Source organism: Dietzia sp. NPDC055340 (assembly GCF_053645335.1).
In genome coordinates, this window is record NZ_JBSHML010000001.1 from 57,593 (window position 1) to 83,788 (window position 26,196).

The 26,196-nt window shown below is 71.3% G+C and carries 26 protein-coding genes; 16 read left to right on the top strand and 10 right to left on the bottom strand.

All coding sequences use genetic code 11. The features are described 5' to 3' along the window. Positions 1-12 precede the first annotated feature (12 nt). The gene (locus ACWIFB_RS00255; RefSeq protein ID WP_454057037.1) at positions 13-2,391 is read right to left on the bottom strand and encodes a transglycosylase domain-containing protein; all 2,379 of its coding nucleotides are present in this window, start codon (positions 2,389-2,391) and stop codon (positions 13-15) included. A gap of 267 nt (positions 2,392-2,658) precedes the next feature. On the opposite strand from ACWIFB_RS00255, the gene ACWIFB_RS00260 reads away from it, so the two are divergent. Then, positions 2,659-3,036, top strand: a complete 378-nt coding sequence (locus ACWIFB_RS00260; RefSeq protein WP_230929843.1) for a WhiB family transcriptional regulator — start codon at positions 2,659-2,661, stop codon at positions 3,034-3,036. A gap of 77 nt (positions 3,037-3,113) precedes the next feature. Here the strand turns inward: ACWIFB_RS00260 and ACWIFB_RS00265 are convergent, their stop codons facing one another. Both ACWIFB_RS00265 and ACWIFB_RS00270 read right to left on the bottom strand, forming a co-directional pair. After that, a complete protein-coding gene (locus tag ACWIFB_RS00265; RefSeq protein WP_452100392.1) occupies positions 3,114-4,223 on the bottom strand; it encodes an ArsA family ATPase in 1,110 nt (369 codons plus the stop codon). A gap of 1 nt (position 4,224) precedes the next feature. After that, positions 4,225-5,283, bottom strand: coding sequence for an ArsA-related P-loop ATPase (locus tag ACWIFB_RS00270; protein WP_452100391.1), 1,059 nt, complete (start codon positions 5,281-5,283; stop codon positions 4,225-4,227). Positions 5,284-5,348: 65 nt separating this feature from the next. Here ACWIFB_RS00270 and ACWIFB_RS00275 point away from each other — a divergent pair, with 65 nt between their 5' ends. From ACWIFB_RS00275 to ACWIFB_RS00285, 3 genes are read left to right on the top strand one after another with little or no spacing between them, the layout of a single operon-like run. Beyond that, positions 5,349-5,519 carry a DUF4177 domain-containing protein gene (locus tag ACWIFB_RS00275; protein ID WP_230929846.1) on the top strand — a complete coding sequence of 57 codons (171 nt, stop codon included), beginning with the start codon at positions 5,349-5,351 and terminating at the stop codon, positions 5,517-5,519. Beyond that, positions 5,519-5,998, top strand: coding sequence for a RidA family protein (locus ACWIFB_RS00280; RefSeq protein ID WP_454056934.1), 480 nt, complete (start codon positions 5,519-5,521; stop codon positions 5,996-5,998). Before ACWIFB_RS00275 ends, ACWIFB_RS00280 begins: the two co-directional genes overlap by 1 nt. A gap of 5 nt (positions 5,999-6,003) precedes the next feature. Continuing rightward, positions 6,004-6,864: an MBL fold metallo-hydrolase gene (locus tag ACWIFB_RS00285; protein ID WP_452100389.1), complete on the top strand. Its 861-nt coding sequence runs from the start codon at positions 6,004-6,006 to the stop codon at positions 6,862-6,864. 276 nt (positions 6,865-7,140) lie between these two features. Here ACWIFB_RS00285 and ACWIFB_RS00290 read toward each other — a convergent pair whose 3' ends face one another. Continuing rightward, a complete protein-coding gene (locus ACWIFB_RS00290) occupies positions 7,141-7,845 on the bottom strand; it encodes a Crp/Fnr family transcriptional regulator (protein WP_295653576.1) in 705 nt (234 codons plus the stop codon). Positions 7,846-8,349: 504 nt separating this feature from the next. Between ACWIFB_RS00290 and nth the strand changes: the two genes are divergently transcribed. The 4 genes from nth to ACWIFB_RS00310 are packed head-to-tail and all read left to right on the top strand — an operon-like array spanning position 8,350 to position 12,039. Then, the gene (nth, locus tag ACWIFB_RS00295) at positions 8,350-9,045 is read left to right on the top strand and encodes an endonuclease III (RefSeq protein WP_454057038.1); all 696 of its coding nucleotides are present in this window, start codon (positions 8,350-8,352) and stop codon (positions 9,043-9,045) included. Then, positions 9,042-9,731, top strand: coding sequence for a TlpA family protein disulfide reductase (locus ACWIFB_RS00300; protein WP_454056935.1), 690 nt, complete (start codon positions 9,042-9,044; stop codon positions 9,729-9,731). Before nth ends, ACWIFB_RS00300 begins: the two co-directional genes overlap by 4 nt. Continuing rightward, the gene (locus ACWIFB_RS00305) at positions 9,728-10,846 is read left to right on the top strand and encodes an NUDIX hydrolase (protein WP_454056936.1); all 1,119 of its coding nucleotides are present in this window, start codon (positions 9,728-9,730) and stop codon (positions 10,844-10,846) included. Before ACWIFB_RS00300 ends, ACWIFB_RS00305 begins: the two co-directional genes overlap by 4 nt. After that, a complete protein-coding gene (locus ACWIFB_RS00310) occupies positions 10,843-12,039 on the top strand; it encodes a MarP family serine protease (protein WP_454056937.1) in 1,197 nt (398 codons plus the stop codon). The genes ACWIFB_RS00305 and ACWIFB_RS00310 overlap by 4 nt, the downstream gene beginning before the upstream one ends. A 331-nt stretch (positions 12,040-12,370) precedes the next feature. On the opposite strand, the gene ACWIFB_RS00315 is transcribed toward ACWIFB_RS00310, so the two are convergent. From ACWIFB_RS00315 to ACWIFB_RS00330, 4 genes are all read right to left on the bottom strand, one after another. Next, the gene (locus ACWIFB_RS00315; RefSeq protein WP_454057039.1) at positions 12,371-13,339 is read right to left on the bottom strand and encodes an alpha/beta fold hydrolase; all 969 of its coding nucleotides are present in this window, start codon (positions 13,337-13,339) and stop codon (positions 12,371-12,373) included. A gap of 37 nt (positions 13,340-13,376) precedes the next feature. Then, complete coding sequence (locus ACWIFB_RS00320) at positions 13,377-13,892, bottom strand: phage holin family protein (RefSeq protein ID WP_452100385.1); 516 nt, start codon at positions 13,890-13,892, stop codon at positions 13,377-13,379. 104 nt (positions 13,893-13,996) lie between these two features. Continuing rightward, a complete protein-coding gene (gene acs / locus ACWIFB_RS00325) occupies positions 13,997-15,967 on the bottom strand; it encodes an acetate--CoA ligase (protein WP_454056938.1) in 1,971 nt (656 codons plus the stop codon). A 155-nt stretch (positions 15,968-16,122) separates the two neighbouring features. Continuing rightward, on the bottom strand, positions 16,123-17,022 hold the full coding sequence (locus ACWIFB_RS00330; RefSeq protein ID WP_454056939.1) for a PRC-barrel domain-containing protein: 900 nt from the start codon (positions 17,020-17,022) through the stop codon (positions 16,123-16,125). A 173-nt stretch (positions 17,023-17,195) separates the two neighbouring features. On the opposite strand from ACWIFB_RS00330, the gene ACWIFB_RS00335 reads away from it, so the two are divergent. Next, positions 17,196-17,954, top strand: coding sequence for an oxidoreductase (locus ACWIFB_RS00335; protein WP_454056940.1), 759 nt, complete (start codon positions 17,196-17,198; stop codon positions 17,952-17,954). Between the two features lie 407 nt (positions 17,955-18,361). Here the strand turns inward: ACWIFB_RS00335 and ACWIFB_RS00340 are convergent, their stop codons facing one another. After that, entirely contained in the window at positions 18,362-19,186 is an 825-nt protein-coding gene (locus tag ACWIFB_RS00340) for an HAD family hydrolase (RefSeq protein ID WP_452100381.1), read from the bottom strand. A 352-nt stretch (positions 19,187-19,538) separates the two neighbouring features. Here ACWIFB_RS00340 and ACWIFB_RS00345 point away from each other — a divergent pair, with 352 nt between their 5' ends. The 7 genes from ACWIFB_RS00345 to ACWIFB_RS00375 all read left to right on the top strand — a co-directional run bounded on the left by ACWIFB_RS00345 (position 19,539) and on the right by ACWIFB_RS00375 (position 24,726). Beyond that, positions 19,539-20,675 (top strand): chromosome partitioning protein, encoded by a 1,137-nt coding sequence (locus ACWIFB_RS00345; RefSeq protein ID WP_454056941.1) that lies wholly within the window; start codon positions 19,539-19,541, stop codon positions 20,673-20,675. Further along, the gene (locus ACWIFB_RS00350) at positions 20,662-21,846 is read left to right on the top strand and encodes a TadA family conjugal transfer-associated ATPase (RefSeq protein WP_454056942.1); all 1,185 of its coding nucleotides are present in this window, start codon (positions 20,662-20,664) and stop codon (positions 21,844-21,846) included. The genes ACWIFB_RS00345 and ACWIFB_RS00350 overlap by 14 nt, the downstream gene beginning before the upstream one ends. Further along, entirely contained in the window at positions 21,843-22,733 is an 891-nt protein-coding gene (locus ACWIFB_RS00355) for a type II secretion system F family protein (RefSeq protein ID WP_454056943.1), read from the top strand. Before ACWIFB_RS00350 ends, ACWIFB_RS00355 begins: the two co-directional genes overlap by 4 nt. Next, positions 22,730-23,431: a type II secretion system F family protein gene (locus ACWIFB_RS00360; RefSeq protein ID WP_454056944.1), complete on the top strand. Its 702-nt coding sequence runs from the start codon at positions 22,730-22,732 to the stop codon at positions 23,429-23,431. The genes ACWIFB_RS00355 and ACWIFB_RS00360 overlap by 4 nt, the downstream gene beginning before the upstream one ends. Before the next feature lie 274 nt (positions 23,432-23,705). Further along, positions 23,706-23,888 (top strand): DUF4244 domain-containing protein, encoded by a 183-nt coding sequence (locus ACWIFB_RS00365; RefSeq protein WP_452100408.1) that lies wholly within the window; start codon positions 23,706-23,708, stop codon positions 23,886-23,888. A gap of 92 nt (positions 23,889-23,980) precedes the next feature. After that, complete coding sequence (locus ACWIFB_RS00370; protein ID WP_344995125.1) at positions 23,981-24,343, top strand: TadE family type IV pilus minor pilin; 363 nt, start codon at positions 23,981-23,983, stop codon at positions 24,341-24,343. 65 nt (positions 24,344-24,408) lie between these two features. Further along, the gene (locus ACWIFB_RS00375) at positions 24,409-24,726 is read left to right on the top strand and encodes an Rv3654c family TadE-like protein (RefSeq protein ID WP_230929945.1); all 318 of its coding nucleotides are present in this window, start codon (positions 24,409-24,411) and stop codon (positions 24,724-24,726) included. 51 nt (positions 24,727-24,777) lie between these two features. Here the strand turns inward: ACWIFB_RS00375 and ACWIFB_RS00380 are convergent, their stop codons facing one another. Next, positions 24,778-26,064, bottom strand: coding sequence for a chloride channel protein (locus ACWIFB_RS00380; protein WP_452100407.1), 1,287 nt, complete (start codon positions 26,062-26,064; stop codon positions 24,778-24,780). Between the last annotated feature and the right edge of the window lie 132 nt (positions 26,065-26,196).

The following is a 26,196-nucleotide window of genomic DNA, read 5'->3' on the forward strand; positions in this document are numbered from 1 at the left end:
CGAAACGCGGGCCTATCTCGGCGGCGAGATGGTGATCGGGGCCAATCCGGGCACCTCGAGCACCACGGGCTCGTCGCCGATCGGGGCGTTCGGTCCACTGGCTCCCTGACCGCCGGAAGCGCCGCCGCCCGCTCCGCCGCCGGAGCCGTCGGATACCCGCAACGTGACCTGGGATCCCGGGATGCCGGTGCCGCCGTCGACGCCCACGACCGTCCCGTAGGGGCGCCCGGCGCCGGAGACGAACTGGGTGTTGACGATGAAGCCGGCGTTGGTGAGCAGTGATGTCGCGGCGGACTGGCTCATCCCCTCGACGTCCGGCATGCCGGATCGGCTGGTGCCCCGCTGGTAGGCGGGATCCGGGGACGGCAGGGACACCGGTCCGTAGATGTCCGAGATCGGGGAGAACGCCGAGTACCAGGTCTGCGCGGGCTCATTTCCGCCGAACAGGTTGCCGTACGAGCACTGCCGGAGCGGGCTGGTGCACAGCTCGGTGGTGGTGGTGCCGTCGTTGAAGGCGTAGACGGCCGCCGCGTAGTTGTTGGTGAAGCCGAGGAACGCCGACGAGCGGTTGGCCTCGGTGGTCCCCGTCTTGCCGGACATCGGCAGGTTCCACCCGGCGCTCCCGGCCGCCCCGGCCGCCGTGCCCGCGCCCACCGCGTCCTTGGACATCGCGACGGCGAGGGTGTTCGCGAGGCCCTCGTCGACAACCTGCTCGCAGCCCGGCTCGTTCAGTTCGACGCGCTTGCCGGTGCGATCGGTGATCGACTCGATGGGGCTCGGGGGGCACCAGACGCCGCCGGAGGAGATGGTGGCACCGACGTTGGACAACTCGAGCGCGTTCACGGCCGACGGGCCCAGGGTGAAGGAGCCGAGGTTGTTCTTCTTGATGAACCCGCTGATCGAGTCGCCGTCGGCCGCGGTGCCCTTGCGCTCGTAGGAGCGCATGCCCAGGCGCGTGGCCATGTCCACGGTGGGGGCCACCCCGACGTCCTTGATGAGGTTGACGAACGTGGTGTTGGGCGACTGGGCGAGGGCGTCGGTCACGGACAGGGAGCCCGGGTACGAGCCCGCGTTCTCCACGCAGTACTGCCCGGGGGGACAGCCGCGGGCGCCGCCCGCACCGAGCCCGGACACCTGGACGCGGTTCGGCACGGACAGGGTCGTGTCGGCACCCATCCCCTTCTCCAGGGCCGCCGCGACCGTGAAGATCTTGAACACCGAGCCGGCACCGTCACCGACCAGGGAGAACGGCTGCGGTTGGACGGTCTGGCTGTCGCCCAACTCGAGCCCGTACTGGCGGCTCGAGGCGATCGCGACGACCTTGTGGGACTCCTTGCCCGGGCGCACGACGCTCATCACCTCGGCCACGCCTTCGGTGGCGGGGTTGCCGTAGGTGTCGAGCGCGCGCTGGACGTTGGCCTGGACGGTCTCGTCGAGGGTCGTGCGGATGGTGTAGCCGCCCTCCTCGACCATCGACCGGCTCAGGCCGTTCTCGTCGAGGTACTGGAGCACGTAATCGCAGAAGAACCCGCGATCACCCGCGGTGATGCAGCCGCGGGGATGGGAGTTGGGCCGCTCGAGAACGCCGAGGGGCTCGTTGACGAACTGCGCGCCCTCGGACGGGGTGATGGCGCCGGTGTCGACCATCGTCCTGATGACGGTGTCGCGGCGCTGCTTGGTGTCCTCGGGGTTGGCGTACGGGTTGAACTGGCTGGTCGACTGCACCATTCCGGCGAGCATCGCCGCCTGGGGGACCGTGAGGTCGGCGGCGTCGACACCGAAGTACGTCTGCGCGGCGGTCTGGATGCCGAACGAGCCGTTGCCGAACGAGATGAGGTTGAGGTACTTGGTGAGGATGTCGTCCTTGCTCATCTCGCCGTCGAGGGTGAGCGCCATACGGATCTCTTTGATCTTGCGCGCGGGGGTCGTCTCCACCGCGGCCCGGCGCTCCGCGTCGTTCTCCGCGGAGACCAGGAACTGGTAGTTCTTCACCAACTGCTGGTCGATCGTCGACGCGCCCTGCTCGACCTCGCCGGACGTGGCGTTGGTCAGCGCGGCGCGGACCGTGCCGCGCCAGTCCACCCCGTTGTGGTCGGCGAATCGCCGGTCCTCGATCGCGATGATCGCGAGTTTCATGTTCTGCGAGATCTCTTCGCTGGGGACGAGTACCCGCTGCTGGTCGTAGAGCCAGGCGATGGGCTCGCCGTTCGCGTCGGTGACCGTGGAGATGGACGGCAGGTCACCCTTGATCAGGTCGGCCGACGTTCCGGCTAAGGAATCGGCCATCTTGTTGGACGCGAGTCCGGCCGCTCCGGCCAGCGGGAACAGCGCCCCGGCAGCCACCACCCCGGCAGCGACGCAGGTCGCGACCAGCTTCCCCAGCGAACTCATACCTGACACGTGCACAGAGTACGTGACCACCCCCGCTACACCACCCTCTGCGGCCCGACCTGGACACGACTCTTTACTTCTGTTGTGTGACTGCGGTAACAATATGAGGGAACGCGAGGCGTTTCGAAATGAATGAGACCTTCATCACAGGTCTCAGCCCATGCGAGGCCTTCGCGGACACGGTGAGTACGCCGCGCCGGGTGTATTCAGAAGGCCGGAACAGCGTGCGACTGGCGCCCGTTGTTCCTTGCAGACAGGGGTTCTTCGATGACGGCTACCCTTCCCGGGACTTCCCGCTCCTCCGACGTCGGGGTCCGCCCCGGTTCAAGCAATCCTCTCGGCTCCGAGGAGACCATTATCGGGGAGGGCCGCCAGGAATGGGTGGCCCAGGCCCGCTGCAAGGACATCGATCCGGATGAACTCTTCGTCCGCGGAGCCGCCCAGCGTAAGGCGGCCTCCATCTGCCGTCACTGCCCGGTGCTGCTCCAGTGCCGTGCCGACGCGCTGGACAACCGGGTCGAGTTCGGCGTCTGGGGCGGCATGACCGAGCGTCAGCGCCGCGCACTGCTCAAGCAGCACCCCGAGGTCCGGTCCTGGGCGGACTTCTTCGCCCAGCAGATCGAGCGACACTCCGCCGTCTACTGACCCCTCGCGCCGGGAGGTTCGTCGACGGACTTCCCGGCCGCTCGGCGGTCACGCCGGGCAGAGGCGGGCGGCCAGCCCTACCCGCAGAGCTGATCGCCCACCGCGCGCAGCGCCTCGATGTTGGAGATGTCGAACGGCAGCGAGGGCACGCCCACGATCCGCACGTCGGGGTGGGTGTCGGTGAACGACTCCAACAGGCGTAGTTCCTGCCGGGCGGTCCGGGCGCGGTCGGCGTGGATACGCAGCACGGCTTCGGCCTCGGGATTCTCGCCGACGAGTCGGTCAGCGGCGGCCCCGGCCTGCTCGGCGCTGATGTCGGTCAGCCGCGGGTGCGTCCGGTTGATCACCACCCCCGACAGCGGCATGTTCTCCTCGGACAGTCGTTCGGCGAAGAACGCCGCCTCGCGCAGCGCCGGCCGCTCGGCCGAGGAGACCACCAGGAACTCGGTGCCCTTGCGCCGCAGGATCTCCTGCGTGCGTGCGGCGCGTGCGGTGAACCCGCCGAAGGTCGTGTCGAGCGCCACCACCACCTCGGACGCGTCCTTGAGCATCGATGAGCCGACCACCGCGGACACCCCACGCATGGCCGTGCTCATCGCGCCGGTCACCAGCCGCCCCACGCCGCGGCCGGGCGCGGACAGCAACCGCATGAGCCGACTGTCGAGGAACGAGCCGAGCCGGCTCGGGGCGTCGAGGAAGTCGAGTGCGTTGCGGGAGGGAGGAGTGTCGACGACGACGAGATCCCACGTCGAATCCTCGAGCAGTTGCCCGAGCTTCTCCATGGCCATGTATTCCTGCGTGCCCGCGAACGAGGTGACCATCGTCTGGTAGAAGCGGTTGTCGAGGATCGACCGGGCCTTCTCGGGCGTGGTGTTGGCGGTGACCAGTTCGTCGAACGTGCGACGCATGTCGAGCATCATCGCGTGCAACGACCCGCCCGCCTCGCCCTGCTCCGCGGTGAGTTCCACGGGGGAGGGCTCGTTGGAGAGCTCGTCGATCCCGAGGGCCTGGGCGAGCCGGCGGGCAGGGTCGATGGTCAGCACCACGGTGTCGCGGCCGAGCTCGGCGGCCCGCAACGCGACGGCCGCGGCGGTGGTGGTCTTACCCACGCCGCCGGCCCCGGTGCAGACCACCACGCGGGTCTGGAGGTCGGTGAGCAGTGCGGTGATGTCGAGATGACTGGCCATGTCAGCGGACTCCCTGGTCGACGAGGGCGGAGGCGAGGTCGTAGAGATCGGTGACCTCGACCCCGTGCGGGAGGGCGGGCAGGACGAGGGTGGGGCATCCGGCCGACGTCAGCGTTTCGCCGGCCCGCAGCTGACCGCGTGCGACGCGCGCGTGTTCGATGGCCTCCACCAGGAGCCCCTGAAGCCCTTCGTCGTCGACCTCGACACCGGTGGCCTCGAGGCCGGTGAGCACGGCCGCGGCGTCGATCTCCTCCTCGGCGACGCGCTCGAGCGCGGCGTCGTCCAGATGCCGGGACTCGGCGCGGTTGATGACCACCTGTCCCATCCGCAGGCCGTGGCCCTTGAGCTCGGTGATCGCCTCGAGGGTCTCCTGCACCGGCAGGGACTCGAGCAGCGTCACCAGGTGGACGACGGTGCGCTCGGAGTGGACCAGCTCGGCCACCGCCTCCGCCTGGCGACGGATGGGACCGCCGCCGCCGGCGAGGTCGGCCATCGCGGTGGTCACGTCGAGGAACTTGCCGATCCGGCCCGTGGGCGGGGCGTCCACCACCACGGCGTCGTAGACGACCTCCTTCTTGGCGCGCTCGCGCGTGACGACCTCGTAGATCTTGCCGGTGAGCAGCACGTCCTTGAGCCCGGGCGCGATGGTGGTGGCGAACTCGATCGCGCCGACCGACTTCATGACCCTGCCCACCACTCCCAGGCGGTAGAACGTGTCGAGATAGTCGAGCATCGCGGCCTCGATGTCGATCGCCAGTCCGTACACCTTGCCGCCGCCGTCGACCCGCGCGACCAGTTCCTCGCGGTAGGGCAGCGGGGACCGGTCGAAGATCCGGGCGATGCCCTGACGTTCCTCGACCTCCACCAGCAGGACCTTCTTGCCGGTCGAGGCCAGCGCGAGCGCGAGGGAGGCGGCGACCGTGGTCTTGCCGGTGCCACCCTTTCCGGACACGTAGTGCAGATCGGCGCGCTTCGAGTCGTCGGACCAGCCGGTCGACAACTCGTCGGCGATGGTCGGCCGCGGTGGCGCCTGGGGGCCCGAACTCTCAGTGGACGGCATGTGCTCCAGACTAAGCCCAGTGACCATCCCGCGCGGGTCGCTCCCGACTTCCCTAGAGTGGGGGCATGAGCGAAGCCACCAGTGCCCCCCGGTTCGAGTACGTGACGGTTCCCCTGCTGACGCACGCCACCAAGCAGATCCTCGATCAGTGGGGAGGCGACGGCTGGGAGCTGGTCTCCGTGCTGCCCGGCCCCACGGGCGAACAGCATGTCGCCTACATGAAGCGTCAGCTCTGATGCCCGAGACCGAGTCCGCCGGTTACTGGACCCGCAAGCTGGAGCAGATGGGGCTGGAGCTGCCGACGGTCGTGCCGCCGGTCGCCAACTACGTCCCCGCCACGCGGGTCGGCAACTTCGTCTACACCTCCGGCCAGCTGCCGATGGTCGACGGCGCGCTCGCCGCGACCGGCAAGGTCGATGCCGCGGTGTCGCCCGAGCAGGCCACGGACCTGGCTCGCACCTGCGCGCTCAACGCGCTCGCCGCGGTCGACGGTCTCGTCGGCATCGACTGCGTGGTGCGGATCGTCAAGGTCGTTGGATTTGTCGCCTCCGCGCCGGGCTTCAACGGCCAGCCGGCCGTGCTCAACGGCGCCTCGGACGTGCTGGGCGAGATCTTCGGCGACTCGGGCGTCCACGCCCGTTCGGCCGTCGGCGTCTCGGAGCTCCCGCTCGACGCGCCGGTCGAGGTCGAGCTCATCATCGAGGTCGAGGGATAGATCAGATGTCTGCAGGACTGGCCCCCATCAGTTTTCCGGCGTACGAGACGCTGCGCCCCGTCACGGAGCTGTCCGGGGTCATCCTCTGCGACAACCCCTCCGAGATGACGTTCGAGGGGACCAACACGGTCGTCCTGCGGGCGCCCGGATCGCCGACCTGTGTGGTGGTGGACCCGGGGCCCGACGACCGCGCGCACGCCGAGCGGATCGCGGCGATCGTGGGGGAGATCGAGCTCGTCGTCGTCACCCATCGCCACGGCGACCACACCGACGGCATCGACCACCTTCGCGCGTTCACCGACGCCCCCGTGCGGGCCGTGCAGGAGCGCTTCTGCCGCGATGCGGCACCGTTGGTGCCGGGTGGTGGGGACGACGACGAGGTGATTCACGCCGCCGGCCTGGACATCATCGTGCTGGCGACCCCGGGCCACACCGCGGACTCGGTGAGTCTCGAAGTCCGGGCCGCAGGTACCGGGTTCACCGCGCCGGCCGACTGCGTGGTCCTCGGCGACACGATCCTGGGCCGGGATTCGACGGTGCTCGACTCGACCGACGGCGACCTCGGCGACTACCTGGGCAGCATGGACCTGCTGGCCGGGCGGGCCGCCGGGGTGACCGGAATCCCCGGGCACGGACCGGACGTCGAGGACACCGGCCGCGCCGCCCAGGTGCTCGGGCAGCACAGGCGGGATCGGCTCGAGCAGATCATCGCCGCCCGCGCCGAGCTGGGCCGCGATGCCGACGCCACCGCGATCACGCAGCACATCTACCGCGACGTGACGCCCTTCCTGCTCAAGGTGGCCGAGCAGTCGACCAAGGTGGCGCTGCGCTACCTCGACCGCCTCGACTCCGACGCCGGCGCCTGACCCCCGCGCCACCCCGCCGAGTGGTCGCATCGCTTCACGTTTTCCCTGGACGCGGCGCGGCGTGAGCGAGATCTGCGCCATTCGACGGCGAGCTGTTGATAGCGCGACTGAAGTGCGCGAGTGGCCGTCCGACTCAACGAGAAGAGCGTTCCGCGCACCTGCCTCTCGGGCGATGTGTGCGGAACCCTCTTCTCGACGGGTCGACGGGTTGGTGGCGGCGCGGAGGCCGGGGCCCGTGGGCTGCGGCGGCCAAGGCCCCGGCGGGCGGGGTGCGGGTCAGCGGGCGCGGCGGGCCAGACGCTCGGTGTCCGAGATGATGACGCTCTTGCCCTCGAGCCGCAGCCAGCCGCGGTGTGCGAACTCGGCCAGGGCCTTGTTCACGGTCTCGCGCGAGGCGCCGACCAGCTGGGCGATCTCCTCCTGCGTGAGGTCGTGCGTCACGCGGATGTTGCCGCCCTCCTGCGTGCCGAACCGCTGGGCGAGCTGCAGCAGCGCCTTGGCCACGCGGCCGGGGACGTCGGTGAAGATCAGGTCCGCCAGGTTGTTGTTCGTGCGGCGCAGACGACGTGCGAGCACCCGCAGCAGCTGGTCGGAGATCTCGGGCCGCTCGGCGATCCAGCGCTTGAGCGCGGACCGGTCCATGGCCTGCACGGTCACGTCGGTGACACACACGGCCGACGAGGTGCGCGGGCCCGGGTCGAAGATGGAGAGCTCGCCGAACATGTCGGACGGGCCCAGGATGGACAGCAGGTTCTCGCGGCCGTCCGGCGCCTTGCGGGAGAGTTTCACCTTGCCGGAGGTGACGATGTACAGGCTGTCGCCCTGCTCGCCCTCGCGGATGATCACGTCACCCTTCGAGTATTCCTCGCGCGTCAGGTCGTCACGTAGGGCGGACACCGCTGCGGGTTCGACACCTTGGAAAATACCTGCCCGGGTGAGGACGTCGTCGGCAGACTGGTCCGTGCGGCGATCAATCGTCACAGTCTGTGACCCTCCGTTCGGGCGCGGACATGCTGATCCGCGCCATGGCGTGCGTGTGGCGAAAGCCACTGTAGTCGTTCATACCCCGCTGGTGTGACCAACGCGCGGTCGAACTGCGGCAGTCAGGCCTCGATCTGTTCGGGTTCGGCGAGGATCGCTGACTCGAACCTGTCCATGAGGAGCGCGAAGCCGGCCAGGAGGACCGGAACCAGAACGACGAGGATTCCCTGCATGGGTCTGATTATCCACCCCCGGCCCCACCTCCGCTGCCCGGGTGCGCCGAATCATCAGCACTTCGGCCGTCCGGCCTGACGGGGAGGTCTCATCACAGCGGCGCGCGGCTCGGTGGACGAACTCGTCGGAGCGGCTGCTCGCCGGGGACCTGACTAGCCGTAATGTGGACTCATGCCCGACCCCGCTCCCGCTTCCCCGAAGCGTCGCAGGCGAGGGGTTGCCGCGAGGGGGGTGGAAACCGACCTCGGGCGCACCCGCCGCGCCAGACGCATGCTCCGCACACTCGAGACCGCGTTCCCGCACGTGTACTGCGAGCTCGATTTCACGGACCCGCTCGAGCTGAGCGTGGCCACCATCCTGTCGGCCCAGTGCACTGACAAGAGGGTCAACGAGGTCACCCCGGCGCTGTTCAAGCGCTACCGGACCGCCGCCGACTACGCGGGCTCGGACCGGGAGGAGCTCGAGTCACTCATCCGCCCCACGGGCTTCTACCGGAACAAGGCGCGGAGCATCCAGGGCCTCGGCGCGGCCCTGGTGGAGAAGTACGACGGCGAGGTGCCGCAGCGGCTCGAGGACCTGGTCACCCTCCCGGGTTTCGGCCGGAAGACCGCCAACGTGGTGCTCGGCAACGCCTTCGGCGTCCCGGGGATCACCGTCGACACGCACTTCATGCGACTGGTGGCCCGGTGGAAGTGGACGGAGGCGACCGACCCGGTGCGCATCGAGCGGGAGGTGGCCACGCTGCTGCTCCGTCCGACCTGGACTGATGCCAGTCACCGGATCATCTTCCACGGCCGCCGCGTGTGCCACGCCCGTACCGCCGCGTGCGGGGCGTGCGTCCTGGCCGACGACTGCCCGTCCGCGGGCGAGGCCGGCCCGCTCGATCCGGTGGCCGCAGCCCGCCTCGTGGCCGGGCCCGAACGAGACCACCTTCTGGAGTTGGTCGGACTGGGAGATCAGGTATGACCGCCTCGATTCGGTGGACGATCGTCGCGTTCGTGGTGCTGGTCGGCGTCGTCGTCGCCCTTCTCACCACCCTGGGTGGCTCCGAGGACGACACCACCGACCGGGCCGGGAACGACACCCCCGCACTGTCTCCCCAGGCCGCGCCGCCCGTCGGCGGGCCCTCGCCGGATGAGCCCGTCACGGTCGTGGACCCCGAGGCCCGCGCCGCCGTCGACCTCCCCGAGTGCCGCGACAGCGCTGCCGCGGCCACCACGGAGGGCCCCGTCGCGGGCCTCATGGTGCGCTGCATGGACGACGGTTCCACCACCACGCTGGGCAAGATCCAGGCCGGCACGCCGATGGTGGTCAACATGTGGGCCTACTGGTGCGAGCCGTGCCGCCGCGAGCTGCCCGCCATCCAGGAGGCCGCCGACACGCTCGGCGACCGGGTGCGGGTGGTCGTCTCCCACACCGACCCGTCCGAGACCAAGGGCTTCGACACGCTGGGCGCGCTCGGGATCGATCGGATGATCTCCGTCTCCGACCAGGAGGAGGAGCTGCCCGGGATCCTCGGTGCGCCGCCCGTGCTCCCGCTGACCGTCTTCGTGCGCGCCGACGGCACCGTGGCGCACGTGCTCATCCAGCCGATGTACAGCGAGCAGGACGTGCTGGACGCCGTCTCCGAGCACCTCGGGGTGACGGTGTGACCACCGATCCCCGGGCCGGGTCCGCGCCTGCCGAGAACATCGGCTCCACGCCCCGTATCGACGCTCCCGCTGTGTGGACGCCCCGCACCACCGACGGCCCCGTGCCCCGGCCCGGGGACATCACCGGCGTCCCGCACCCCGGGTGGATGGACCCGCTGCTGTCGGCGTGCACCGACGGCAGCTTCGACGGGCTGCTTCCCAAGCGGCGCCCGCCCCAGGACCGCGGCCCCAACGAGGTCGGGCGACCGCACCGCGACGCGGCCGTGCTCGTGCTGTTCTCCGGTTCGCCGGACGCGACCGGCCCCCGCCCGCCCGCGGATGCCCGCGTCCTGCTCACACACCGCGCGCCCACGCTGCGCAGTCACTCCGGGCAGGTGTCGTTCCCCGGAGGGGGCGTCGACGACACCGACAGCGGGCCCGTCGAGGCGGCCCTGCGCGAGTCCTGGGAGGAGACCGGCCTCGACCCGGACGGCGTGGACGTGCTCGCGGTGCTGCCGGAGCTCTACATTCCGGTCTCCAACTACTCGGTCGCGCCCGTGATCGGCTACTGGCGGGAGCCGATGGAGGTCGACGTGGTGGACCCGGGGGAGACGTCGCGGGTGATGACCGTGCCCGTCGACGAGCTGCTCGACCCCGCCAACCGGTTCCTCCTGCGGCACACCACCGGCTGGACCGGCCCGGCGTTCGGACACGACGACCTGGTGGTGTGGGGCTTCACCGCCGGCATCCTCGCCGCCATGTTCCACTCGGCCGGCTGGGATCTGGACTGGGACACCAGCGACATCCGCGACCTCGAGAAGACCCTCGAGGCGTCCGGAAACGGGGAGCGGCACCGCATGTCGGCCGAGGAGGCCCGCCGCGAGCACGCCGATCCGTTGGCCGACCGCACCGTCGCCGGAGTGCCCGGCGTGCGCTCGGGGCATGACGACGACGCGGTCGCCGGCGCCACGGACACCGGTGCGGCTGCTGACGCCGATCCCTCTGGTACCGACGGCTCCGCCCCCGGCACCTCTGACTCCGAGGCCCCCGGCCCCGGCGGCTCCGCCGCGGGGGCTTCCCCCGGCGAGGAGCCGCTGGACCTGCCCGCCGACAACCCGCGCCGGGGGTACCGGTGACGGGGTCCCAGTGGCTCGATCTGGCCCTGTTCGCGCTCGCCGCGGCGGCGGCCATCTCGGGCTGGATCAACGGCGCCGCGGCCTCGGGTTTCGCGCTGCTGGGCGTGGGCATCGGCGCCACGTCCGGACTGCTGGTCGCGCCCCATCTCGTCCGTGAGATCGACTCGCCACTCGGCAGGCTGTCGGCCGGGCTGGCGGTCATCGCGGCGATGGTGATCATCGGCCAGATCGCCGGCGTCACCATCGGGCGCGCGGCCAGGAGATACCTCTCGGGCACCGGGGCCAGACTCATCGACTCGACGGTGGGCGCGGTGTTCCAGGCCGCCGCGATGCTGCTGGTGGCGTGGCTCGTCGCCGTGCCCGTCGCCGCGCAGGAGGGCACCTCGCTGGGCAAGGCCGTCCGAGGGTCGTCGGTGCTGGCGAAGGTCGACGACATCGCGCCCGAGCAGTTGCAGCGGATCCCGGCGGAGTTCACCTCGGTTCTCGGCACCACCGGCCTGCCGGACATCCTCGGGCCGTTCGGGACGACCCCGTTGCAGGAGGTGGAGCCGCCGGACCCGGTGCTCTCGTCCTCCGAGGTCGTCAACCGGGTCGAGCCGTCGGTGCTGAAGATCCTCGGGCGCGCCGAATCGTGCAGCCGCGCGCTGGAGGGCTCGGGCTTCGTGGCGGCGCCGGGCCTGGTCATGACCAACGCGCACGTCGTGGCGGGCACGGACCGGGTGACCGTGCAGTCTGATGGGCGCGACCTGCCCGCCGAGGTCGTGGTCTTCGACCCCGGCGTGGACGTGGCCGTGCTGAGGGTTCCCGAGCTGTCGGCGCCGGTGCTGCCGTTCGCCGCGGAGCGCGCCCGGACCGGGGACAACGCGATCGTGCTGGGCTATCCCGGAAACGGTCCGTACCGCCCCGACGCCGCGCGTATCCGCGAGCGCGTGACCCTGCGCGGGCCGGACATCTACCGCCAGCAGACCGTCGAGCGCGAGGTGTACATCCTGCGGGGCACCGTGCGCGAGGGCAACTCCGGCGGCCCGCTGGTCACGCCGGAGGGCGAGGTCGCGGGCGTGGTGTTCGGCGCGGCGATGGATGCCGACGACACCGGCTACGCGCTCACCGTCGAGCAGGTGTTGCCGCAGCTCATGGAGGCGCTGGAGGCCCCGGGTCCCGTGCCGACCGGCTCCTGCGTGGGCGCGGCCTGACGGTTGGCGTGGCGGTTGGCCTGACGGTTGGCCCGGCGCGCACGCCAGGCCCCCGATGGCACCCAGTGGTGCCCTGTGGTGCGCAGCCGCCGGTGACGTCCAACATCCAGTTGCACCCAGCACCCAGTGGCTCTAAGCGGCAGTTGCACGACATCCCTTCGCGGTTGCAAGACTTCTGGTGCGGTTCGACGGGGGTTTTTCGCACGTTCTGTCAGGCAATCGCGAAGGGATGTCGTGCAACTGCGGGGATCGGGCGGTTGTGGGTTGGACGGTCGTGGATTGGGCGGCTGTGGGTTGGTGCGGGCGCCCGTGGAGCCGGCCGGCCGGACGGTCAGGGGTCGGTGACGCTGCGGGCGAAGTCCACGATCAGGCGCGACGTCTCCGCGGGGGCCTCCATCGCCGGGTAGTGGCCGGCGCCGGGCACCTCGGCGGACCGGAAATCGCGGGCCCACGGCCCCGACGCCCGGACGGTCTCCGGCAGGACGAACCTGTCCTCCGCGCCGCTGATCCCCAACACCGGCTGGTCGAGCACGCCCGCGACGGTGTGGCGGAAATCGCGGCCGTCGGGACGGAACTGGCTTCGCACCATCCAGCGCCGGCTCTCCAGCGACAGGTGGGCCACCTTGGGGATGAGCATCGCGCGCCGCAGCAGGTCCGCGGACTCGCGGAAGTCCTCGGTCTCGGGCCAGTCGGGCCCCGAGCGGCTGCGCAGCATCTCCTCGACGGCGGCCGCCCCGTCACGCGTCAGCCGCCGCTCGGGCAACCGCGGCGCCTGGTCGGACAGCAGGCGGGGCACGAGTGCGCGCCGTTGCCCGTGATCGCGTAGCGCCGCGGTGCGCATGGCCAGTGGGTGGGGAGATCCGACGACGACGAGGCCCCTCACCGCGCGTGGCCGTCGATAGGCGGCGGTCCACGCCACGAATCCACCCTCGCCCTGGCCGACGATGACTGCGGAGGAATGGCCGAGCGCACGCACGAGGTTCGTGATGTCGGACGCCAGGGTCCAGGCGTCGTAGCCGCGGGGCGGTTTGTCGGAGTCGCCGTGGCCCCGGAGATCTACGGCGACGGCGTGAAAACCGGCCTCGGCCAGGGCGAGCAGGGGCGAACGCATGGTCCACCAGATACCGCTGAGCCCGTGGATCAGTAGTGCCAGGGGCGGGAGCTCGCCCGGCGGGGTGTTCTCCGGGAACGCCTCGGCGAGGTGCAGGCGGATGCCGTTGGCCGAGACATCACGATGCCGCCACGACCCGTCGATCCTGACGATCGACGGGTCGGGCGGCCTGTGCGCGGGGGGTTTCAGAGTCGTGCCGGATTCAGCGTGTCAGCTACTACTGAGTTCAGCGACGCGCGGACGGCTCGGGCGTCTCGGTGACCCGCACGGTGCCGGGCTTGGGGTCGCCGCCGGTGGGCATCGCCAGCTTGAGGTCGTTGACCGAGTCGATCGTGCGCTGCGGCTTACGGATCTTCTTGATCTTGAGGTAGCCGAGGAACGCGAAGAGGCCGGCCAGGAGCAGCAGGACCACGAACACGATGAGGAAGCCCATCCAGTCCCAGGTCTTGGTGCCGAACCACATCGAGATGAGCTTGGCCCACATGAACACGAACGGGAAGAACGAGGTGAGCAGAAGCACCAGCGCGGCCACGAAGAAGCCGGAGCCGGTCGCGGCCTTCTTGACCTGCTCGGTGACCTCCGTCTTGGCGAGCTCGATCTCGGCGCGCATCAGCGTGGACACGTGCGTCGAAGCGTTCTTGACCAAGGTGCCGATGCTGGCGTCGCCACGGCCGATCGAGTCGGCGTCGTGCAGGGGGATCGAGGCCTCGGTCGGCTTGTGGGTTCCCTGGGCGTGGCTCACGGTTGTTCCTCCATTGTCCGGCGACGGATACACCGTCTTCTCAGTCGGCCGGTGTACCGCCGTCCATCGTGCCACGACATGTGGCTGCCTTCACGCGCTACCCGTCAGCCGCGCGTGCCCTTCGTCCGGATCTGCTCCATGATCGTGGGATCAGAGAGAGTGGACGTGTCGCCGCCGTCGCGTCCCTCGGCCATGTCCTTGAGCAGACGACGCATGATCTTGCCCGACCGGGTCTTGGGCAGCTCGGGCACGATCGTGATGTCCCGGGGCTTGGCGATCGGGGAGATCTCGGTGGAGACCCGGGCGCGCAGCTCGTCGATCAGTGCGCGGTGCTGGTCGTGGTTGTCCACGGCGCTCTCGCGCAGGATCACGTACGCGACGATCGCCTGGCCGGTGGTCTCGTCGTCGGCGCCGACGACAGCGGCCTCGGCGACGGAGTCGTGGCCGACGAGAGCCGACTCGACCTCGGAGGTCGAGATCCGGTGGCCGGAGATGTTCATGACGTCGTCGACACGACCCAGGACCCACAGCGCGCCGTCGGCATCCCACTTGGCGCCGTCACCGGCGAAGTAGTAACCCTCCTCGGCGAAGCGGGACCAGTAGGTGTCGCGGTACCGCTCCATGTCGCCCCAGATGCCGCGCAGCATGGCCGGCCACGGCTCGGTGATCACGAGGAACCCCTGCTCCTCGGCCGGCACCTCCTGGGCGTCACCGTTGACGACGGAGACGTCGATCCCGGGCAGTGCCCGCATAGCGGAGCCCGGCTTGGTCTCGGTGACGCCCGGCAGCGGGGAGATCATGATGGCGCCGGTCTCGGTCTGCCACCAGGTGTCCACGATCGGGACGGCGTTGCCGCCGATGTGCTCGCGGTACCAACGCCACGCCTCCGGGTTGATGGGCTCGCCCACCGAGCCGAGGAGGCGGATCGAGCTCAGGTCGTGCGACTGGGGGATCTCTCGACCCCACTTCATGAACGTCCGGATGAGGGTCGGTGCCGAGTAGTAGATAGTCACGCCGTACTTCTCGATGATCTCGAAGTGCCGGTGCTCGTTCGGGGAGTTGGGCGTGCCCTCGTAGACGATGCAGGTCGCGCCGTTGGAGAGCGGGCCGTAGACGCCGTAGGTGTGGCCGGTGACCCAGCCGACGTCGGCGGTGCACCAGTAGACGTCCTTGCCCGGCTTGTGGTCGAACACCACGTCATGGGTGTACGAGGCCTGGGTGAGGTAGCCGCCCGTGGTGTGCACGATGCCCTTGGGCTTGCCGGTGGTGCCGGAGGTGTACAGCAGGAACAGCGGGTGCTCGGAGTCGAAGGCCTCCGGCGTGTGCTCTGTGGACTGGCCGGGGACGACCTCGTCCCACCACACGTCCCGCTCGTCCTGCCAGTCCACGTCGATGCCGGTGCGGCGGACCACGAGAACCTTCTGCACGGACTCGGCCGGGCCGTCGACGCTGGGCAGTGAGTCGCCCAGGGCCTCGTCCACGCCCGCCTTCAGCGGGGCGGGCTTGCCTCGGCGGAACTGCCCGTCCGCGGTGATGACCACCTTCGCCGACGCGTCATCGACACGCGAGCGCAGAGCCGCGGACGAGAATCCAGCGAACACCACTGAGTGGGTCAGGCCGAGACGAGCGCAGGCGAGCATCGCCACGTAGGTCTCCGGCAGTAGCGGCATGTAGATCGCGACGCGGTCGCCGGCCACCAGACCGAGAGAGCTGAGGTAGTTGGAGGCGCGGCTCACCTCGTCCTTGAGTTCGGCGTAGGTGATGTCTCGGGAGTCCTCGGTGGGCTCGCCCACCCAGTGGATGGCGACGCGGTCGCCGTTGCCGGCCTCCACGTGGCGGTCCACACAGTTGTAGGAGGCGTTCAGGGTGCCGTCGACGAACCACTTGGCCACCGGGGCGTCGGTCCAGTCAAGGACCTCGTTCCACTCGGAAGCCCAGTCCAGTCGACGCGCCTGCTCGTCCCAGAATGCCAGACGATCGGCGGACGCGCGCTCGTACTCGTCGGCGCCGACGTTGGCCTGCGCAGCGAACGCGGGATCAGGCGCGAAGGTCTCATTGGGGTCGTGATCGGTCATCAGAGGCTCTCTCTCGGGGACGGATTTCACGGCGGCCGGAGTCGACACGGCGGTAACGACCGGACCGATGGCTGTGAGCGTAGTCACATCTACGCCAGCACGTTCGGTAACCCACCCGACGGGGGGAAGGGAAGGGGGAGCCCCGCCCCCTGCGTTCAGTCGCGCTCTGCGGAGCCGTCCTTCTCGCTGTTCTGCGAGGTAGGCGCGGAATCGGAGGCTGCGGATCCGGGGCGGGGGCCCGTCGCGCGGTCCGGGGAACCGGGGGTCTTCACGGGGGAGGGGGAGGCCGGCGGCGTTGTCGTCGTCCCCTTCTCTTCTCGCGCGGTGGCGGGCCCGTCTTTCTCGGCGGTCTTCGCGTCGGGCCGGGCGGCGGCGTTGCTGGCGTCACCACGCTCGGAGACACCGTTGCGACGGCCGGCGGGCCCGGGGGTCGTCGTCTTGCCGGCGGGCCTGGGGGCGGCGGCCGCGCTCGCGGGCGACTTCGACTCCGGCTTCGGCTTCTCGGCGCCGGACTTCGGCTCGGGGACGTCGGCCTTGCCCGCGCCGGCCCCGGCTTCGGCCTTGGCCGCGCTGACCTTGGCGTCGGTCTTGCCAGCGTCGGCCCCGGCTTCGGCCTTGGCCGCGCTGTTGGCGTCGACAGTGGCATCGGTCTTGGCGTCGGTCCTGCCTCCAGCGTCGGCACCGGCCTTGACTCCGGGCTTGCCGCCGGGCTTCGGCTCGGACTCGCGACGGCCCCCGCGCGGCGCCTCGATGCCGTAGTACTCGAGGAGCTTGAGCTCCTGCTCGGGGGTGAGAGCGTCCTCCGTGTTGTCAGGGCGCGGTGAATCCCGGATGACGCTGCGGGTGTGATCGAGGTGCAGTTCGTCGTCGAGGAGGCGGGCGCCGTGGAGCGGTACGATCGCGTCGGCGGAGAAGATGCCGGTGGAGACGGTCGCGAAGGTGATCTTCCCGCTGGCATCGTCCACATAGACCTGGCGCACTGCGCCTACCTTGGTCCCGGTGGAATCGAAGGCGGTCGCGTCGAGCAGGGCGTCGAGCTGTTCCTTGAGGTTCACGGGGCCTCCGTGGGTCGGGGGATGGGCGCCGGGGTCCCGGCGGGGCCGGCGTCGTAGCCGTGATTACACCAGCTCGACAGCGGTTGAGGCAGCTGATAATCGGCTGTGTCGTGCGATTGGCCTGCGCGATACCCCCATGTCGCGGGTGGTGGCGGGTCGGTAACCTCGATGCCGTGAACACCTCTGCCGACGATCCGCTCGCCCCGCTGGTGGCGTTGCCCGGCGTGGCCGAGGCCGCAGACGCCGCCCGCTCGGCACTGGCCACGGTGCACCGCCACCCCGCGAACCGACGCGGGTGGCCCACCACCGCCGCCGAGTCCGTGCTGCGCGGGGCCCGCGCCTCGGCGGGCGTCGAGGGAGCCTCCGTGCGGTTGGATGCCGACTCCGAAACTGACGAGGTGCTGGCCGGCGCCCTGCGCGTCGCCGGCGAGCTCACCGGGGAGTCTCTGGACCGGGCGGTGGGGGTGTGGACGCGGTCACCGCTGCAGGAGCTCGCGCACCTCCATCTTCTCGCCGCGTCCGGGACCGGGGTGGTCCCCGAGAGCCTCGGACGCCCGCGTTCGGACGCCGGGGTCGCCGAGCGGCTGCAGGGGCTGGCCGAGCTCGTCACCGGAGGGACCCGCGTGCCCGCCCCGGTCCTGGCCGCCGTCGTGTTCGGTGAGCTGTCGGGGCTGCGGCCGTTCGGGTCCGCCGACGGGATCGTGGCCCGCGCCGCATTCCGGCTGGTCGTGGTGTCGACGGGCCTGGACCCGCACTGCCTCGGCGTTCCCGAGGTGACCTTCTACCGGGACCCGCAGGCCCACCGCCAGGCGCTGGAGGGATTCGTCGGCGGCACCGAGGACGGCGTCGCGAACTGGATCCTCCACTGTTGTAGTGCCCTGGAGAACGGAGCCCGCGAGGCCACCTCGATCGCCGACGCCGCAGGCGCCTGACACGCGAATGGCGGGCCGGCCCGGAGGCCAGCCCGCCAACTCACTGCGGTTCCATCGAGAGATCCGGGTACCAAGCGTCCTGTGGTCCGCCGTGTGGCCGGTCCGGGACAACCGTCGGTGACGACTGGCGCGGACCCACGGCCGGGGTTGCCTCTCGGGCGTCATCCGTCGCGTGGGTTCCGGAATATCGATGACGGTAGATCGAGCGGGGGGCCGTGACTTCTCTTCCGTCGCGGTCCTGGCGTTCTCACCACCGTGCCTTGAGCATGCCGGTCCGGCCGGGCCCGTAGCGATGGTAGGAACCCACAACAATCCGGCGGGCTCGTAGGCCGTTCCGGCCATCGCCACGAGGCGGTTCGGCGGCGGACGATGGCGGTTTGGTGCTTTGGCGAAATGCGGGCGTCGGGTCAGTTCCGGGTGGCGCGGGCGAAGGCCACCGCCGCCGCTCCCACCGCCACCGCGATCGCTCCGGCGCCGATGATCGGGCCGGTCGCGCGCTCAAGGGTGGGCAGCAGCGGGGTGGGGTTGGAGAACGTCAGGATCGGCCAGCCGCGCTCCAGCGCCTCGCGCCGCAGCACGCGGTCGGGATTGATCGCCGTCGGGTGGCCGACCTCCTCCAGCATCGGCAGGTCGGTGGAGGAGTCCGAGTAGGCGTAGCAGGCGTCGAGGTCGTACCCGTAGCGCTCGGCGAAGGCGCGGATCGCCACCGCCTTGCCCGGCCCCTGGCAGTAGAACTCGATCTCGCCGCCGTACCGGCCGTTCTCATCGCGGGACATCCGCGTGCCCGCGTAGTGGTCCGCGCCGAGCATCCGGGCTATCGGGGCGATGAGTTCCTCGCCGGAGGCCGACACGATCACCAGGTCATGCCCCAGCGCGCGGTGCTCGGCGAGCAATTCCTGGGCCTCGGCGTAGACGGTCGGCGAGACGGTGTCGGTGAGCCCTTCGGTGACGATCCGCTCGACGGTCGCCGGTTCCCAGCCCTTGGTGGCGGTAGCCATCGCCTGGCGCACCTTCTTCATCTGTTCGTCGTCCGCATCCGACAGGCTGAACGCCAGCTGCGTGTACGCCAGGTCGATCACGGACCGCCGCGACAGCATCCCCTCGTCGAGAAACGACTTGTTGAAGGCGAACACCGACGACGTGGCGATGATCGTCTTGTCGAGGTCGAAGAAGGCGGCGACCCTGCGGCGACGATGCGGTGGCCTGGGGCCGGGACGGCGGGGGGCGGACACGGTCCAACCATACTGACCTTGCGCCCCGTTCGGCTGTAAGTGATAATGGTCACGCCCATGAAACATGGGCATCCCCCCAAGGTGCTCAGTTCCCTCCCCCCGAGAACTGAGACTTTGAGAAACCGCGACATCCCCCTGTCGCGGTTTCTCGCATTTCGGCCATCAGTCCCCATCGGCCCCCGTTGACCCTGTCGGCCACGGCTGGTCCGTGCGGGGCCGCCAGCGCCGATGTGGGCGTCGGCCCGGGCCGCCTGCCCGCGGCATTCCACAGGCACGTCCCCCTCCACAGGCGGCGGCGAAATGGCCGGTCGGGCGGGGTCCACGGCCGTGGTCGTGGGACACGCTGAGCCCCGTGAACACGACTGCGAGTACCACCCGCCGCGCCGCCGACGTCGGCCGTCCCGGATGGAACGCCGACGGCGGGCACCCTCAGGACGCCGGTGCTGCGAGGGCCCGCCGGGTCGGGGTGGCCGTGGACGACCCGGACCTGGACGCCGACGTCCGGGCGATCCTGGCGGCTCTCGCCGTGGACGCCGCACCCGGCGAGGACCCGTCCGTGGATCTGGTGGTGACCGATCGTGGCGGAGGCGGCGACCGGGCCGCCGGAGCCGACCCGGCCGGGCCGGGGGAGGGTGGGGTGCGCCGCGTGCGGGTCGCACCGGACCGAGCCGGGGTCGACGACGACGAGACCGGCCACGAGGTGATCCGGCTCCCGTCCGGGACCGGCGATCTGGTCGCGCTCCTCATGACGCCGGTAACGGGCCGGGCTGGGAGTCGGTTGGTCGTACTCGGCGCGGTCGGAGGCTGTGGGACCAGCACCGTGGCGGCAGCGCTCGCGATCCGGGCATCGCCGAGGCGGCGCACGCTGCTGGTCGAGACGGACCCGTGCGGCACCGGGCTCGACCTGCTGCTGGGCGTCGAGGACGAGCCAGGCCTGCGCCTGCAGGACGTGCGGGCGGACCTCGGCGGCCCCGACCCGGAAGCCCTGTGGGCCGCCGTCCCCAAAGCGCGACCCGGGCTCGGCTTGCTCGCGCGATCCCGCCCGGCCGACGCGATGGCCGTCACAGCTCTTGCCCCCGATGGCGGAGCCGGGGCGATGCGCTCCCACCGGGACGCCGGTGGGCTGGTCGTGAGCGATGCGGGCGGGCTGGGCGATGGCACGCCTGTGGGGGTTGGTGACGATGTCGTCGTCGTCACCAGGGCCGATCTCCCGGGCGCGGTGGCGGCCGGCAGGGCGGTGCGCAGGGCGTCCGACGCTGTCGTGGTCGTGCGCACCGGCCGCGGCGACCCGCTGCACGCGGCGGACGTGGCGGGCTTCGCGGGCGCGGCGCGGTGGCATGTGCTGCCGGAGATCCGCGGGGTTAGACGGGCGGCGGGGTCGGGCGGGCTGATCGCCGCGCTGGACCGGGGCCGGGCCGGCGGGGTCCGGCGACTCGGGGCACTCGCGGACACGCTACTCGACGAGGTGGGCCCGGATGCGCACCGATGACGTCGAGGCCGCGGGGGTGCCGGTCGATCTCGTGGACCGGGTGCGGGCGCGGCTGGCGGGACGGGGGGTGGAGCCTGAGCCGGACGAGGTGGTGCGTGCCGTCCGCGCCGAATCCGGGGTGTTGCACGGGCACCTCGACCTGCTGCGGACCGCGCGACTTGTGCGCGAACACCTCGCCGGTGCGGGACCGCTCGAGGCGCTGCTGGCGCAGCCGGGCGTCACGGACGTGGTGGTCGACGGGCCCGGCCCCGCGCTGGTGGACCGCGGACGGGGGCTCGAGGAGACCGACGTGGTGGTCCCGACGGAGGCGGAGCTGCGGGCGCTCGCGGTGCGGTTGGCCGGGCGGGCGGGGCAGCGGCTCGACGACGCCCGGCCCTGGGCCGACGGGGTGGTGCGCTCGCGGGACGGGATCGCGTGGCGTCTACACGCGGTGCTGCCGCCGGTGGCCGTCGACGGCACCTGTCTTTCTTTACGGGTGTCGCGACCGGCGGAGGCGACGTTCGACCGGCTCGTGTCGTCCGGGACCGTGCCCGCCGAGGCGGACGCGCTGCTGCGAGGGCTCGTCGCCGCGCGCGTCGGTTACCTGGTGGTGGGCGGCACCGGCTCGGGGAAGACGACGATGCTGGCCGCCCTGCTCGGGCTGGTCCCGGCGGGCGAGCGTCTGCTGTGCGTGGAGGACTCCCCGGAGCTGCGGCCCGCGCACCCACATGTGGTGAGGCTGGTCGTCCGGCACGGCAATGTCGAGGGCGCGGGCGAGGTGGCGATGTCGGACCTGGTCCGGCAGGCGCTGCGGATGCGCCCCGACCGGATCGCGGTGGGGGAGGTGCGCGGCGGCGAGGTAGCGGACCTGCTGGCCGCGCTCAACACCGGGCACGACGGCAGTGCGGGCACCGTCCACGCCAACTCGCCCACTGAGCTGCCGGCGCGCCTCGAGGCGCTGGGGGCGCTCGGCGGGCTGGACCGCGCCGCGTTGTCCGCCCAGGTCGCGGCATCGTTGCGGGTCGTGGTGGGGATGCGGCGGCGGCCCGACGGGCGGCGGGGTGTCGACTCGATCGGGGTGGTGCGTCGCGAGTCGCACGGAATCGTGGTGGACCCGGCCTGGCGCGCCGACGGCGGCGACGTCCCGGGCCGCGAGGTGCTCGCCGCCCTGCTCGGGGAGCACGGCCGGTGATCGGCGGCGCGCTCCTGCTGGCGGCGGCGTTGCTCGTCTGGCCGGCCGGCGCGGCGACGATGCGACTGCGAGGGATTGCTGCTGATCCGGACCCGGTGGCGGCGCCGGACGCGCCGGAGCTGTGGCGCGTTGTCGAGCGCCTGCCGGTGGCGGTGGTGGTCCCCGCCGCGGTGGCGATCGTGCCCCTGCTCATCGGTGGGCCACTGCACGCGTGCGCTGCTGCGATCCTCGCGGCCACGGGAGTCGACCTCCGGCGGCGGGCCGGGCAGCGACGAGGAGAGCTCGCCGCGTTCGCGGGCTGGGAGCGGGCCCTGGACGAGGCGTCCTCCGCGCTGCGGGCGGGAGCCGCACCGGGGACCGCGCTGCGCCGGGCCGCAGAGGCCGCTGTCTCTGCGCATGTGGAGGTCGCAGCTGTGCTCACCGCGGCGTCCGCGCACGCCGATCTGGGCGGGGAGGTGTCGGCGGCGTTCCGGGTCGGGGGAGCCGACGGTGCCGGTGGTTCGAAAGAAGTGAACCCCGCGCCCGCCGGCTGTGACCAGCGGTCGATAGCCGAGCGGATCGCGGCGGAGCTGGCCGGGGCCTGGCTGCTGGCGACCCGCCACGGGGTCGTGCTGGCGGACGTCGTGGACGGTCTGCGGGCTGATGTCGCATCACGGCGAGAGAGGGCTCTCAGGGTCGACGCCACGCTCGCCGGCCCCCGGGCCACCGCGGTCATCCTCACCTGCCTGCCGCTGTTCGGGGTATTACTCGGTTCCGGGTTCGGCGCCGACCCACTCGGCGTGCTGGTTGACGGACTGCTCGGCGGGGCCCTCTGCCTGGCCGGCGCGATGTTCCTGTCCGCGGGCCTGCTGTGGACCGACCGGATCGCGGGAGGTGCGGCCCGATGACGCTCGCGCTCCTGCTGCTCGCCACAGCGGTGTGCGTGGCGCCATGGTGCGGGGCAGCCGTCGGCAGACTCGACAGGCTGCGCCCGCCGGACGGACGCCCTGGAGCGCCCTCGGTGGATCACCGAGCCGGTGATCGGCCCGGCCGAAGGGAGGAAGCGCCGGGGGACGACCCGGGCTCTGTCCTGCCGCACGCCCTGCTGAGGCTGCGGGCCGCCCGGTTCCTGCGCGGGCGCGCCGGCCCCGACCCGGACGTGCTCGCCCAGGTCGTGGACCTCCTCCGCGCCGCCCTGACCGCCGGGCTCCCCGCTCCCGACGCGCTGGCCGCCGTGGCCGACGCCGTCGGCGATACCCGGCCGAACGTGGCGGCGCCGCTGCGCACCGCTGGCGCCCGGTTGCGGCTCGGCGCCACTCCGGAGGAGGCCTGGCTCGACGTGCCGGGCGTCGAGCACCTCTCTCCGCTCCAGTCCGTACTGGTCCGCGCCACCGACGGAGGCGGATCGGTGAAAGCCGCCCTGGAGCACACCGCCGTCCGCATGCGAGCCGAGGCCGACGCCGCCGCCACGGCCCGGGCCGAGCGCGCCTCCGTTCTGGTGGCCGGCCCGCTCGGACTGTGCTTCCTGCCCGCCTTCGTCTGCCTGGGAGTCCTGCCCGTCGTGGTGGGACTGGCGGACGGGATGTTGCCGGGGATCGGGTTATGACCCCGACCCGGCCCCACGGATTCCGGGGCGGAGACGCCGCCCCGGTCACGAAAGAAGGAGAACGCTGATGACCATCAACTGCACCACCGGAATCGCTGACCGGCCCGCCACCGGGGCCGCCTCGCCCGTCGAACCCCCGGCCGAAGCCCAACCCGCGGCTATGGGCGAGCCGACAGATGCGTCGCTCGACCCCGGGCCCGACACCGAGCCCGATCCCGAGCCCGCCCCTCAGAATCCCGTGATCACCGGCTCGCGACTGGCCCGGGCCCGCGTGATGCTCCGACGACGGTTCGCCGGCGCCACCTGCGCCGAGGCGGGCATGAGCACGGTGGAGTACGCGGTGGGGACGATCGCCGCCGCGGCGTTCGGCGCGGTGCTCTACACGGTGGTCAGCGGCGACTCGATCCCCGACGCTCTCGGCGGGATCATCGAGCAGGCTCTCAACACCTCGGTGTGACCGTGTCGCGTCGGCTCCGCGTGGCGGCCGGGAGTTCTGCGGCGCCGAGTGGTCGAAGATCCGGCTCCTTCGCCGAACCTTCCTGGGGAAACGTGAGCGGGTCTGACCCCGCGATGCGCCGCGCGGGTGCGGACTCCGGGTCGGTGACGGTCGAGGCGGCACTGGGTATCGCGTCTCTGATCACGGTGCTGGCGGTCGCCGCCGCGGGGGCCGGCGCGGCGGCGACCCAGCTCCGGGTGGTCGATGCCGCCCGCGAGGCCGCGCGGGTCGCCGCGACCTCCGGCACGGGGCCGGGCCGGTCGGCCGGTCGGGCCGCCGCTCCGGAGGCCGACGTCACCGTGGAAGCCGGCGGCACCCACGTCACCGCCGTTGTGGTGGCACCGGCGCGGGGACTGCCGGGTGTGGAACTCCGCGCCCGGGCGGTCGCGCGCGTCGAGCCCGGAGCGACGGGGTGACGGCCCGCCTGCGTCCGGGACCGCGCCCGTCGGGATGGGGGAGGGCCGACGACGACACGGGCGCCATGACCGTCGCCACCGCGTTCGCCGTGGCGGCGATCCTGGCTCTGGCCGTGGCGGTGCTGCTGATCGGGCGGGCTGCGGTGGCCGCGCATTCCGCCCGGTCGGCCGCGGACCTGGCCGCGCTCGCCGCAGCACATGCCCTTCGAGAGGGCGAGGACGCGTGTGGGGTGGCCTCCGGAATTGCTGTCGCCAACGGGGCGGGACTGGCGGTGTGCACGATCGACGGTGATGACGTGGTAACGCGCGTGGAAGTGCCGGTCGACCTCGGGCTGTTGGGAACACGGACGGCGTCGGCGGTGGCCCGCGCCGGGCCGGTCTGATTCCCGGCTGATTCACCGACGTCGCGGGTTGCCGGCAGGCCCGGGGGGGTCTCAGCTTTCGGAAGACGCCGGAGGGAAGGAGATGCGAGCGGCGAGCATCCGCTCGCGGAGGAGGTCGTAGACCGGACGCGAGCCGAGCAACTGTGGAACGATCACCGCGGTCACGCTGGCGGCGAGCAGCGGAACCGCGACCGCGGTCGAGGCACACATCTCCATCACCAGGATCGCGCCGGTCAACGGCGCACGCACGACAGAGGTGAACATCGTGGCCATGCCGACGAGCATGAGAGCCGGCGCGAGTTCGGTTCCCACCCCGGGGGAGATCAGGTCGACGATGTGTCCTGCGACCAGTCCGAACAGCGCACCGAGTGCGAGCATCGGCGCGAACAATCCGCCCGGAGTACCGGCGGCATAGGAGAGCGGGCCGGCGATGAAGCGAACCACCACGATCACGGCAACGCCGACAAAGGTCAACTGCTGGCCGGTCAACAGTGCCTGGGTCAGGTCGTCGCCACCGCCGACGAGGGTGGCGTCGACAGTCAGGGCCACACCGATCAGTGCTCCGATCACACCGATCTTGAGCAGCGGCGGAATGCGGTGCAGGTCGTCGAACCAGGCCAGGAGCACGAGGATGAGACGGTTGTATAGCACTCCGAAGAGTGCGACGACCACGCCGAAGATCGCGAAGATCGGAAGCTTCGAGAAGGCGGGCTCCGCGATCGCCGGTACGTGGAAGTCCGCGCGGTCGCCGAGGATAAGTCGGCTGGTCATCACCGCGACCGCCACCGACGCCATGGTCCACACAACGTATCGAACTCTGATCTTGTGGGTGATCTCCTCCAGACAGAACAGGGTCCCGGCGATCGGGGCGTTGAACGCGACGGCGAGTCCGGCGCCCGCCAGCGCCGACTGCATGGTCTGGATCTCGTCGACGGTGGCCCGGGCGGTCCTTCCGCACCACGCGCCGATAGTGGCGCCCATGTGCACGGTCGGACCTTCTCTGCCGAGCACCATGCCACCGAGCCCTATGGAGAGGAGCCCGCCGACAAAGCGCGCGGGCAGGACACTGAGCGGCGCGGCCTCGGCCTCGCCCCTCTGGACGGCCTCGACATGCTGGATGCCACTGCCCGCAGCGAGCGGGACTTTCGTGGCGATGAGTCCGGCCACCACCGCAGCGGCCGCCGACATCGCTACCGGGATGAGCCATCCGGCCCCGCCGAGGTCGTGCGACCAGGTCACGACGTCTAATCGGAACTGGTTGGCCTGAACGAGTAGCCAACGGAAAGAACCACCAGCAGCCCCTGCGAGGACACCCGCGAGCACGGCGAGCAGGGTCATCCATACAAGGATGCGGGTGCTGTTCTCGCGGGTCTCGTCTCCACGGGCGTCCCCGCTGCCGGTGCCAATATGGGTCGGGGACACAGCTTGACCATAGGCCTGGCGACGGGAGTCCGCGGCGAGACGCGCAGT